Raw genomic sequence first — 11,366 nt, forward strand, 5'->3', positions numbered from 1 at the left:
GAGAGGTGAATGTGTACCCGATAACCTTTTCCAGACCATGCTGATCAGGATATTCACTCATATTGTCTGGTCATCGGGTTGCAAGAAGGCTGTTGATACTCTGGGCAGCTTTCTTTGCTCCGCCCATTGCAAGGATTACAGTGGCTGCTCCGGTGGTGACATCACCGGCAGCAAAGATCTTCGGATGAGCGGTTCTGCCGTCACCATCAGCTACGACATTTCCTGCCCGTCCCCGCTCAAGGCCCTGAATCTCACGAACCAGTACCGGGTTCGGACCCTGGCCGATTGCCTGAATGACCACATCGCAGTCGATGGTAAAGGTGTCGCCATTGATGGGCACTGCAGAAGGTCTGCCACTTGCATCAAGTTCACACATCTTCATCCTGATGCACTCGATCCCGGTTACCACCTGTTCTCCCAGAATCCTGGTGGGGTTTGCACAGGTGATGAACTCGATCCCCTCTTCTTCTGCATGGTGTACCTCGGCAAGCCGTGCAGGGAGATCTTCAGCACGACGGCGATAGACTAGGGTCACTTTTGCACCCATACGTCGTGCTGTCCGGGCTGCATCCATTGCGACATTCCCTCCCCCGACTACAACAACCCTGCTGCTCTTGGCTATGGGGGTATCGTATTCAGGGAACCGGTCTGCATGCATCAGATTGACCCGGGTGAGAAACTCGTTTGCTGAGTAGACGCCGTTGAGGTGTTCACCGGAAATTCCCATGAAATAGGGCAGTCCTGCTCCGGTTCCGAGCAACACAGCATCATAGGAGAGGAGTTCATCGAGCGGGACGCTTCTCCCGACAAAGTGATTGAGTTTTACTTCAACACCAAGTGAGAGAACCTGATCGAGTTCTGCCTTCACGATGTCCTTTGGCAGTCTGAACGAAGGAATGCCATAGGTCAGAACTCCCCCGGGAAGGTGGAGTGACTCATACATGACAACCGAATGCCCTTCTTTTGCAAGTTCACCCGCTGCCGTAATCCCGGCAGGTCCTGAACCAACGACTGCAACTTTCTTCCCGGTTGCTGCTTTCTTTACCGGGGCTTTGATACCGGTCCGTCGTTCCTCGTCAGCAGCAAACCGTTCGAGCTGACCGATCCTGACCGGCTTCTCTTTCTTCCCAAGGATACAGAGCACTTCGCACTGAGTCTCCTGCGGACAGACTCTGCCGCAGATGGCCGGGAGCATGTTCTGGGTTTTGATGGAAAGAGCAGCCTCAGTAAATTTCCTTTCTGCAATCAGTCCAATAAATGCCGGAATATCGATATTGACCGGGCATCCGTCCACACATGCAGGTTTCTTACATCCAAGACAGCGGTTAGCCTCGGCTACTGCTTCATCTGCAGTCAGACCACAATCAACTTCAAGAAAGTCACGAACTCTGATATCAGCCGGACGATCTCCCATTTATCTTCCCTCCCCACAGGAACAGACATGCTGATTCCAGCGTGCGAGTGCCTCTTTTTCCTGATCCATGTAATACCGCTGCCGCTGCATCAGTTGATCAAAGTTGACCTCATGGGCATCAAACTCCGGTCCGTCTACACAGGCAAAGACGGTCTTTCCGGCAACCTGGCACCGGCATGATCCACACATCCCGGTCCCGTCAACCATAATCGGATTGAGTGAGACAAAAGTCTTGATTCCCTTCTTTTTCGTTGCCATGGAGGTGATCTTCATCATGATGGTTGGGCCGATGATCCAGACCGCATCGACCTTCCGTTCAGCAACGATCTCCTTCAGGACATCTGCAGCAAATCCATGCCTCCCTTTTGACCCGTCATCAGTAGTGACATGTAATTCGTCACATGCCTCCCTCATCTCGTCTTCAAGAATAAGCATCCCTGCGTTTCTGGCACCGATGATGCCAATCACCGTATTTCCTGCTGCTTTGAGTGCCTCGGCAATGCATGGTGTGTTTGCAATCCCGGCCCCTCCGCCGACAATAACACAGGTACCCCAGGCTTTAATCTCGCTCGGGTGTCCCAGCGGGCCGACGATATCTGCAATAGCATCCCCTGCTTTGATAGCAGCAAGGGCATGAGTGGTCTTGCCCACCGCCATGAAGACTATTCTGACCAGATCTCCAGAAGCGCGGGAAATGGTGAGGGGTATCCGCTCTCCTGTTTCATCGGTGCGGATAATTACAAACTGCCCAGCACGTGCGTTGCGGGCAACATGTGGCGCATTGACCCAGATTTCAAAAATCTTATCTGCTATCTCGTGCGTCTTCTCTATAGTATACAAAAATATGTCACATCCGGAAAGCTGCTCGTGTGCCTTATTTATTGCTCCTTCAACTTCTTTACCTTACGCACACGAACCGCAACTCCACGGTGGGATCGTACCATCTCATCTGCAGACATCACTGCCCTGCCGGTAGCCAGTGCTTTATCTCCGATCACAAGCACTTCGTCACCTTCCCGTATGGCAGGATCAGCCTCGACAACACCAGGTGCAAGAATGTCTCCCTGTGGAACAAAGTTATCGATATACACCCGGTATCCGGTATCAATCATAGCCCAGCCTTCAAAGGTTGGCCTGAGCATCCCGGTTGTAGGTTCGATCGAGAAGACCTGCTGCCGGTTCTTCTTTACCATAACCTCCGGATATGATCCTTTGGCTTCAAGACCCGGTACCCGGAGATCGTATCCGAACTGCATGGATACCATTCCCCGGACCAGGTGATTTTTCACCTTTTTCTCTCCGGCAAGGGCGTCACTCAGTTGCCGTAGGGCATCAGAATCGGTCGGGTGAGTTGAACAGGTAGACTCAAGGGTTATTCCTGCCTGGTCTGCAGCATCCCTGGCAATTATCAGGGCATCACCGTCAAGGTGTGCGATGACCCGGCGGTACGGATGTTTCATGAGATATTTTGCGAGTGTATCAGCGATCTGATACCGTTCTTCATGATCCCAGTACCCGGTCACCGGTACATCATAGTGAGCTGCCGGATACACTAGCTCGACATCACGGGGAACAAGCCCAAGCGGTGAAGTCAGGATGAGTTCATGTGCCCGTCTGCGTATGGCCTGGGTGAATTTATGATGGCTCTGGGAGAGAGAATATGGCTTTCTTGCTGAACAGGGGAGTAGAACTGCCACATCGGTAAGCGGAGGGATGTAACGGGTAAGCAACCGCTCGGCATATCGTTTCACTTCAGGCCGGTGGATGCTGTCCCCTGACGAAGCGATGAACGGTGTGGATCGGGCGGTAGGGGTATGCTGTTCCATGTACGGGGTCCGGTCAAGATGACGCAGGATAGAGACATAGGATGGTCGAGTCCTAATTCGTCCCTCCAGAAATTCCCTGAAAGTTCCTTCCTTTATTCGTGACCTGATGAGGGCAAGTTCCTGCTGTAAGGCATAGCGGTTGTGTTCCTTCAGATCCCCTGTTCTGCATCCGGGACACTGACAGAGCCCTTCACTCATACTTGATTCAGGATGATCACCATCAGAAAGACAGAACTTCCCCTGAATTGTTTTCAGATCCACGCCGGTAAAGTCGAAGAGATCAAACCCTGCATGAACCAGTATTGCTACATTTTCAGGAAGGGCACCTCCCGGGAAGTACCAGCAGGTATCAGGAGGAGTACGTTCTTTGAGAGCCAGCAGTTGTTTTACCAGTACCCGTGGCTGATCGATCAGGGTGTGCCAGTTCGGGGAAATTACCGCATCACCGCTCTTCAGCTCTTCCTGATGGTGAATGTGGACCTGAACCGGCTGCTGCCCGTCACTGGTCCAGAAGCGTTCAACAAATTCCTGAGCATCTGACGGAAACAGGGCATCAAGAGATCTGGTTTTGAGGGAAGGGAAGAGGGTGTTTACTTCTCCTGCCCAGGGGAGAAGATATTCATCTGCATCAATACGCAGTCTTCCGATCCTCCCGGTTCCGTCCCGGGCGGTAAATTCACAGGTCCTCAACATCCACCTCCACATCAGGTGCGGTACTGGTTACAATATCCTTCCAGCATGATCGGCAGCGGACCGTTATCCGTGCCTCCGGATTAGCCTTTGAGAGCCGGTCGATCCCGATACATCCACTTCTGACCATCTCACGATCCCAGTCCGGAATCTCACTCTGTCCTATCGGGAACGATTCAAAGAGTTCAGGCGGGTATGGGCCGAATGGTGGTTTGAAGAAGAAGACCGTATCATATCCGTCATGCATCTTCTGATCAAAGGTTATCAGAGCAGTCTTTTTGGTATCAAACCGGGTGACCATGTCATGGTACCTGAGCACTTCTGTGCGAAAACAACTTTCAGTTCCCCGGTAGAAGAACCGCCGCTTTGATACCCGGTCCTGATGCTTGAGTTCTTCTCCGAAGGTGAGCAGTTCACGGTACCCGCGAAGGAGTTGCGGATGACCCCTACACCGCTCGTCCACTAGTTCCCACAACACTCCGTCACGAATTGCCTGCCTGATCCGGTTGATCTCAGCCAGGGTTACATGCAGATTGTGAAGCGCAAGGAGCCGTTCTTTGTCCGGAGATTTTTGGAGAGTTTCCGCAGTATGGGTACTGCAGACCTGACAGGCACAGGGGAGATATGAGAGTTCATCCAGGTGATAACTTCCATGGGTTGTCATATACCTCCCTGCTTTTGCATAGAGGGCATACGCTGCTGAATCAAAGAGATCGCATCCCATGGCAACGGCAAGGGCAAACATCGAGGGATGACCGGCACCAAACAGGTGGACGCAGATACCTGGATTGAGTCCGCGTTTGGCAGCCATAACAACCCTGACCAGATCTTTGTACCGGTATGTCTCCATCAGCGGAACTACTGCTCCAAGCGGACAGAACTTCAGTCCCATGGCTGAAATTTCCCTACCAGCCTGTTCACGGAGATCGGTAAAAAGACCTCCCTGCACCGGACCGGCAAGCGTGTGGTGGGTATGATCAGCAAATCCGTTTGCCTCCCTGAGCCGGGAAAGGGTTATTGCCAGTTCCTTCTCGACATTCTCACGGTCGGTATCCGGGTGCGTTGGAATATCCAGCGGGACGATGATATCTGACCCGATTGCCTGCTGAAACTCGATCGTCTGCTGATTTGAGATCTCAATATCGCCATATACTGAGAGTTGAAATGATCCCGAATCGGTCATTATCAGACCATCAAAGTCAAGCATAGCATGCAGCCCCTCGGAAAGAGCACGTTCTCTGAATTCACTACTGCGTGAAATAATATAGGCATTCGTGATCAGAGCCTGTACTCCCATATCCTGCATCTCCCGGGGCGTGATGATTGGAAGATGCGGATTTATCACCGGCAGAAGGGCCGGGGTCCTGATGGTCTTTTTTCCGTCGGAGAGCCGGCCTATCCTGCCAGCGATATCCTTCTCAAGAACCTCAAATGAAAGTGCCATTAATCTGATTTCTCGCTAAATATCTGTCCTTCAAAGGTAAAAACCTGTACAGCAGATTCCAGCCACGACTTGGCTGGAAGACCCGCTTTATTACAGGTATGATCCAGGAATTCCTTTCTGTTCCATCCCCATTCTATCGGTACCTGGGGAAGAAGCAGTCCTGATCGTCCGTATCCTTTTACGATGAGACCATGTTTTCCTACTTCTATTGCATTCTCCCTGCTTTGCGGGGGCACATTCAGCAGTTGTGGATCTGTCAGGATGGTGACCTCAACTGATATCTGCTGTAGTTCCTGAGGTTTCACCGGTGGAAATCTGGGATCTCCGGTAGACGCACTGCAGGCAGCATTATGAATCGCCTCTTTGAGTGGCAGGACCGGATAGGGAAATCCGATACATCCACGAAGATCTCCGTTTTTGGTGAGGGTGACAAAAACGCCGCGATACTCGGAGAAGACAGCCGGCCACTCAGGTTGGGTGTATGGGGTCCCGGCAATATGCTCATGCAATACACTCCGTGCATACGAGAGAGCAAGTCTCCCTTCATCAGCAGTGAGCAGTTCCATGAATGAGTTATACGGTCCTTGTGAGGATATATATGATGATGTCGGATATACCCTGGATGTGAAGATTTTTTGGAGAATAGTTTGCCTGGTGTATGTGCTCCGGTACGGTAACCAATATCTATCTTCACCTACCAGGCCTTTTGCTGATCCCTTAATACTCTTTGGAACACTACACTCTATTCATATCTGATTATCCCACTTATGCGAGGAGTAATGGATGATTATGCAGACATATTCAGTTGTAATACGAGTGCTCATTCTTCTCTGTATTTGCGCAACAGTGCCACTCATTGCCTGTGCTGAGGAGAATAAGTCAGTACCATCTTCATCAGCCAATCAGGTTGAGGTATTTAGTGGTTCGATTCCTTCTGGTGACGGAGTTGTATCAATAAAAGCGGTATCCGGAAAATTTTATCAGGTACCTGCGATGTCTCCACTTGGAGTTATTCAGGCCCTTGCCGGTACCGACAGTATTGAGTCTTATAAAATCGGTGATGAACTAATCTCAAAACGTGGCCTTCTCACTCTTGATGGAGTTAATGGATATGTTAATTCCGGGGAAAGTAGTTGGTTCGTCCTGGTAAACGAGAAGCAACTGCAGGACTATCTGCTCCCGAATGAAGAAGGATTGAATGCGTTTGGGTTGAAACCTGGTGACAAAATTATCTTTGCCTACGGTAATCCAACAAAGTCATCGCGTGAAGCGCTTGCATCCATCCGGGTATCGATTGGTGCTCAAACTGATGCAACCACTACCGCAAAGCCTGTCAGCACTCAAACCGTGTCTTCTACTCCAACGGTTGTTCCGGTAAGTACCCCTGATCATTCCGGAACCTTGTCAGAAAAGAATACTTCTATCAATGATATTACATCATCAGAAAGCCCTGTGCCAACAGTCTCGCCAACACTGAGTGCAGAACCTACCCAGAAAGAAGCATATCAGACCAAGGATCCTAATAAACCGGTTTATGGCGATTCAGAAGAGGAGGAGACGGTAACTGCAAAAGAGACAACGGTCTCCCAGACCAAGGATCCTAATAAACCGGTTTATGGTGATTCAGAAGAGGAGGAGACAGTAACTGCAGAAGAGACAGCGGTCTCCCAGACCAAGGATCCTAATAAACCGGTTTATGGTGATTCAGAAGAGGAGGAGACGGTAAGTGCAGAAGAGACAGCGGTCTCCCAGACCAAGGATCCAAATAAACCGGTTTATGGTGATTCAGAAGAGGAGGAGACGGTAAGTGAAGAAGAGACAGCATCTCCATCGAAAGATCAAAATAAACCTGTGTACGATGATTCAGAAAATAAAACATCTACATTACCAGAGGTTACTGAAACTCCCACCTCATCAGAAACAACTGATGAACAGTCAGAGGAGACTCCGTCTGAAACTCAGACCCCGTCTGCAAATATAAGCAAGTCCGGACAGCATGTCCTGTATGACGGATCACTCTCTGTTTCATCAGGAAATGTAAATATTACCACGAGTTCGGGCATGGATTATGAGGTAGAAGGAGACACTCCCCTTGGTATTCTGCAGTTTCTTCAGACTGACGGGAAGATATCAGGTATCAGTATTAATGACCGGGGAATGCGTAAAGGTGGTATTCTGACTATTGATGGAATTGGTGAATATCAGTATGGTAATGAAGGATGGTTTGTCCAACTTAACGATCTCATTCTTCAAGATTACATGAATCCCGGTACTGATGGTCTGAATATCAGGAAGGTAAAATCAGGAGATAAGGTCACTTTCTTTTATGGGAAGCAGGATCAGACTCCAACTTCAGCGAAAGCTGCAATCTATGTTACCCTCAAATAATCTTTTTCATGTACCAATCCTGGTCAGATTCTTCACCTCGTACTTCTAATACCTAAGTGAGAGGGAGAGTGCGGCTGACGGTAGCCGACTCCTGATATTTCAGGAAGGCAGCTGAGGAAAGTCCCCCCACCTACCAGGTACGCAGCCTCGTTCACGTCGGGGATGGCGAGAGTCATGGCTATGGCACAGAAACGAACGGCCTGTTATGAGCAATGATGCAGAACTAAACTGCAGAGCATCGACGAACAGGAGTCGATGGAACGGTGAATCCCTGCGGGTGCAAGCCGGAACAGGGCATACAGACAGCCTGGTGTCTGCCCGGGTTCGGCGCTAAGCTGAATGCCGCAATGAACAGAAGGGGGCTTACTCCTCCCACTCACTATTCTTATGAGAACGATTCAAGTAGCTGATGTTCCTATTGCTATATATGGAGACACCGGCTTATCAGGCTGGGCGCTTTTTTTTGGATCAGACAATCCTGCAGGATACTGTTCCTTCATCCGGAACAACAACTGAAAGTCAGAAGACTTGTGGTATCTGTGAACCCTCACCACATCTGATCCACCTTCCAAATCCTCCCGAGATCCCAATGGATCCCGTGCTGCTCGGGGATATTATGGAGATGCGCCGGACGGTCCGTGAGTATTCAAACGAAGATCTCAAAAAATGGGAGCTCTCCCTCATGCTTCATTATACACAGGGGATCAGTGAAGAAGGGGGCTCTCATCATCTGCGTAATGTTCCGGCTGCCGGAGGATTGCATCCGTTTGAAACCTATATTGTAGTGAACCGGGTTGATGGATTAGAGCCTGGAATTTATCGGTATCTTCCTTTGGATCACGCATTGGTCAGAGAGACCTGTCATGTCGGAGGTGAAGAGGCGATTGCTGCCTCCTGCAGGAGACCTGAGCTCGTAAAACATGCTGCAGTTACTTTTGTCTGGATAGCAGTGCCGGATCGGATTCTCTGGAAATTCGGGTCCCGGGGATGGCGGTATCTGTTTATTGAAGCAGGGCATATCTGCCAGAACCTCTATCTTATCGCTACTGCTCTTGGATGCGGAACCTGTGCGATTGGTTCGTATCATGACGATAAGATAAACTGTGCACTCGGTATTGATGGGGTAGAACAGTTCTGTATCTACCTGGCAACTGTTGGAAAACGTAAAGAAATATAAATTATAATCGGAGAGGAGGCCGTATCGGTATATTTTTACCTGAAAGATACTTTTTTACATCCGCTACGGTCATCTCACCATAATGAAAGACACTTGCGGCAAGTGCAGCATCTGCCTTTCCATATTCAAATCCTTCATAAAAATGTTCGAATGTTCCTACTCCGCCCGATGCAATGACCGGGATGCCTACCGTCTCTGATATCCGGGATGTGATTGGAATATCAAACCCGTCCTTTGTTCCATCAGTCTCCATGGACGTAAGTAGTATCTCCCCTGCTCCCTGCTTTTCTGCTTCCTGTGCCCACTTGACTGCATCAATCCCGGTAGGTTTCGATCCTCCATAGGTTACCACTTCATACCAGCAGGAGGTCCCGTCTTTCAGGAGCACAGGTGTTGCATCAGGGTTTGATTCCATATTTCTCCTGACATCGATGGCAACAACGATACACTGGGTTCCAAATGCATGTGCTCCGTCGGCAATCAGGGAAGGATTTTCCACCGCACTGGTATTCATACTCACCTTATCTGCCCCGGCCCGAAGCGTTCGTTTGATATCTTCAAGAGTCCGGATTCCGCCACCTACCGTAAGAGGGAGAAACAAGCGGTCCGCTGCTCTGCCAATGACATCAATTATCATTCCCCGGTTCTCTTTTGATGCGGTAATATCGAGAAAAACAACCTCGTCAGCACCCTGTTCGTTGTACCGCTCGGCAAGTTCAACGGGATCACCTGCGTCACGCAACCCGAGAAAATTAGTCCCTTTTACCACTCGGCCATCTTTAATATCCAGACATGGTATGATCCGACGGGTGAGTACCATGCCTGAGATCTCATCTGCCAGACTTGATGAGAGTTCTGTTTCAGGTATGATTCATTTAATAGTCCGGCCGTCCTTAGTATAGCGAAGATAATACATTCCTCTTCAGGCGCAGATACAATCTCGCTGGATGATTCCGGAATTGTGTGACGGTAGATAGTATGGATTCAGGCGAACTAAAGATCGAATGGGCACGGCAGTACATGCCGGTGCTTGGTACAATTGCAGAACGGTTCAGAAAAGAGCGACCGTTTGACGGAATGACAGTCGGTATGGCTCTCCATGTTGAAGCAAAGACAGCAAACCTCGTGAAAACGCTTGCAGCAGGTGGAGCTAAGGTTTTCATCACCGGTTGTAATCCGCTCTCAACCCAGGATGATGTTGCCCAGGCTCTTGATCGTGTTCCCGGGGTAACCTGTTATGCAAAACGTGGATGTTCGGTTGATGAATACTACGGGGCAATGGATGCTGTCCTGAATGCAAAACCAGATATCACCATTGATGACGGGATGGATCTCATTCACCGGATGCATACAACCAGGAGAGATGTACTCAAGAAGGTCATCGGTGGATGTGAAGAGACCACAACCGGGATTCATCGTCTTCGTGCAATGGCAGATGAAGGAAAACTTGAGTTCCCTGTCATCGCAGTGAATGATACCCCGATGAAACGGTTTTTTGATAACGTTCATGGGACCGGAGAAAGTGCTCTTACCGCCATTATGGCAACAACCAACAACATGATCGCTGGAAAGTGGCTTGTTGTTGCAGGGTTTGGTTTTTGTGGGCGGGGAATAGCACGAAAAGCCGCCGGACTAGGAGCCAAAGTAATCGTTACCGAGATTGATCCACGGCGGGCACTTGAAGCATATATGGAAGGTTACCATGTCATGCCGATGGAAAAAGCTGCAGCAGCTGGCGACATCTTCATCACCACTACCGGCAACAAAGATATCATCGGTGAAAAGCATTTCAAACTTCTCAAAGATGGTGCAATTCTCTCAAATGCCGGGCATTTCAATGTGGAGATCGATGGTGCATGGCTGAATGCTCATGCGGATGAGATCGTTGAACGTGACGGGATCCACAGCTACCGGATTGGTGGTAAAACCATTCACCTCCTCGCAGAAGGCAGACTGGTTAATCTGGCTGTTCCGAAAGGAATGGGACACCCGATTGAAGTTATGGACTTATCCTTTGCCCTGCAGGCACTGGGAACACAATTCATTGCAGAACACCATAAGGAACTTGGCCCCGGTGTTCATGCAGTTCCTGATTCTATTGATCGGGAAGTTGCCTCGATTAAACTTGCATCACTGAGTCTTGGTATTGATACCCTGAATGCAGAACAGGAACAGTATATGTGCAGTTGGGATGTTGGAACGTAAATCCATCCTTAATCTACTTTTATAAACTAATGAGCAAATCTGCCTTTTATTTTAAGGGTAGTGGCTACTTTGGGATCAATGGTTGAAGCTTTCTGAAAGCAGAGGAACGCTTCCCGTTTAGCACCGAGATCGTCAAGGATGGTTCCCTTGTTCATCAGTGCTCCCACATGCCTTGGATCCAGACGAAGGGTCCGGTCATAACATTGAATTGCTTCTTTATGC

The 11,366-nt window shown here is 49.6% G+C and carries 10 protein-coding genes and 1 other RNA gene; 4 read left to right on the forward strand and 7 right to left on the reverse strand.

The window, feature by feature from the left end; genetic code table 11:
• Positions 1-70: 70 nt before the first annotated feature.
• Genes gltA through LUQ50_RS05500 form a run of 5 tightly spaced genes read right to left on the reverse strand, consistent with a single transcriptional unit; the run spans position 71 to position 5,940 of the window.
• Positions 71-1,414: an NADPH-dependent glutamate synthase gene (gltA, locus tag LUQ50_RS05480; protein ID WP_300037379.1), complete on the reverse strand. Its 1,344-nt coding sequence runs from the start codon at positions 1,412-1,414 to the stop codon at positions 71-73.
• On the reverse strand, positions 1,415-2,254 hold the full coding sequence (locus LUQ50_RS05485; protein WP_300037382.1) for a sulfide/dihydroorotate dehydrogenase-like FAD/NAD-binding protein: 840 nt from the start codon (positions 2,252-2,254) through the stop codon (positions 1,415-1,417). It abuts the gene before it with no gap.
• A 38-nt stretch (positions 2,255-2,292) separates the two neighbouring features.
• On the reverse strand, positions 2,293-3,933 hold the full coding sequence (arcS, locus tag LUQ50_RS05490; RefSeq protein ID WP_300037385.1) for an archaeosine synthase subunit alpha: 1,641 nt from the start codon (positions 3,931-3,933) through the stop codon (positions 2,293-2,295).
• A complete protein-coding gene (gene tgtA, locus LUQ50_RS05495) occupies positions 3,917-5,374 on the reverse strand; it encodes a tRNA guanosine(15) transglycosylase TgtA (protein ID WP_300037388.1) in 1,458 nt (485 codons plus the stop codon). The genes arcS and tgtA overlap by 17 nt, the downstream gene beginning before the upstream one ends.
• Positions 5,374-5,940 (reverse strand): TIGR00296 family protein, encoded by a 567-nt coding sequence (locus LUQ50_RS05500; protein ID WP_300037391.1) that lies wholly within the window; start codon positions 5,938-5,940, stop codon positions 5,374-5,376. The genes tgtA and LUQ50_RS05500 overlap by 1 nt, the downstream gene beginning before the upstream one ends.
• A 217-nt stretch (positions 5,941-6,157) precedes the next feature.
• Between LUQ50_RS05500 and LUQ50_RS05505 the strand changes: the two genes are divergently transcribed.
• From LUQ50_RS05505 to LUQ50_RS05515, 3 genes are all read left to right on the forward strand, one after another.
• Positions 6,158-7,762 carry a hypothetical protein gene (locus LUQ50_RS05505; RefSeq protein ID WP_300037394.1) on the forward strand — a complete coding sequence of 535 codons (1,605 nt, stop codon included), beginning with the start codon at positions 6,158-6,160 and terminating at the stop codon, positions 7,760-7,762.
• A gap of 58 nt (positions 7,763-7,820) precedes the next feature.
• An RNA gene (gene rnpB, locus LUQ50_RS05510) (RNase P RNA component) lies at positions 7,821-8,140 on the forward strand.
• A 49-nt stretch (positions 8,141-8,189) separates the two neighbouring features.
• Positions 8,190-8,939, forward strand: a complete 750-nt coding sequence (locus LUQ50_RS05515; RefSeq protein WP_300037397.1) for a SagB/ThcOx family dehydrogenase — start codon at positions 8,190-8,192, stop codon at positions 8,937-8,939.
• A 1-nt stretch (position 8,940) separates the two neighbouring features.
• Here LUQ50_RS05515 and hisF read toward each other — a convergent pair whose 3' ends face one another.
• On the reverse strand, positions 8,941-9,759 hold the full coding sequence (hisF, locus tag LUQ50_RS05520) for an imidazole glycerol phosphate synthase subunit HisF (protein ID WP_300037399.1): 819 nt from the start codon (positions 9,757-9,759) through the stop codon (positions 8,941-8,943).
• 158 nt (positions 9,760-9,917) lie between these two features.
• Here hisF and LUQ50_RS05525 point away from each other — a divergent pair, with 158 nt between their 5' ends.
• Positions 9,918-11,144, forward strand: coding sequence for an adenosylhomocysteinase (locus LUQ50_RS05525; RefSeq protein ID WP_300037405.1), 1,227 nt, complete (start codon positions 9,918-9,920; stop codon positions 11,142-11,144).
• 26 nt (positions 11,145-11,170) lie between these two features.
• On the opposite strand, the gene LUQ50_RS05530 is transcribed toward LUQ50_RS05525, so the two are convergent.
• The coding region (locus LUQ50_RS05530; RefSeq protein WP_300037402.1) for a tetratricopeptide repeat protein at positions 11,171-11,366 on the reverse strand (196 nt) is incomplete at its 5' end.

Origin of the sequence: Methanospirillum sp., from assembly GCF_028679455.1 — an archaeon.
Classification (GTDB): Archaea; Halobacteriota; Methanomicrobia; order Methanomicrobiales; family Methanospirillaceae; genus Methanospirillum.

Coding starts and splice junctions, on each gene's coding strand:
- gltA (WP_300037379.1), bottom strand. CDS start 1,414: ATGGGAGATCGTCCGGCTGATATCAGAGTTCGTGACTTTCTTGAAGTT.
- arcS (WP_300037385.1), bottom strand. CDS start 3,933: ATGTTGAGGACCTGTGAATTTACCGCCCGGGACGGAACCGGGAGGATC.
- tgtA (WP_300037388.1), bottom strand. CDS start 5,374: ATGGCACTTTCATTTGAGGTTCTTGAGAAGGATATCGCTGGCAGGATA.
- LUQ50_RS05500 (WP_300037391.1), bottom strand. CDS start 5,940: ATGGAACTGCTCACTGCTGATGAAGGGAGACTTGCTCTCTCGTATGCA.
- LUQ50_RS05505 (WP_300037394.1), top strand. CDS start 6,158: ATGATTATGCAGACATATTCAGTTGTAATACGAGTGCTCATTCTTCTC.
- LUQ50_RS05515 (WP_300037397.1), top strand. CDS start 8,190: ATGGAGACACCGGCTTATCAGGCTGGGCGCTTTTTTTTGGATCAGACA.
- hisF (WP_300037399.1), bottom strand. CDS start 9,759: ATGGTACTCACCCGTCGGATCATACCATGTCTGGATATTAAAGATGGC.
- LUQ50_RS05525 (WP_300037405.1), top strand. CDS start 9,918: ATGGATTCAGGCGAACTAAAGATCGAATGGGCACGGCAGTACATGCCG.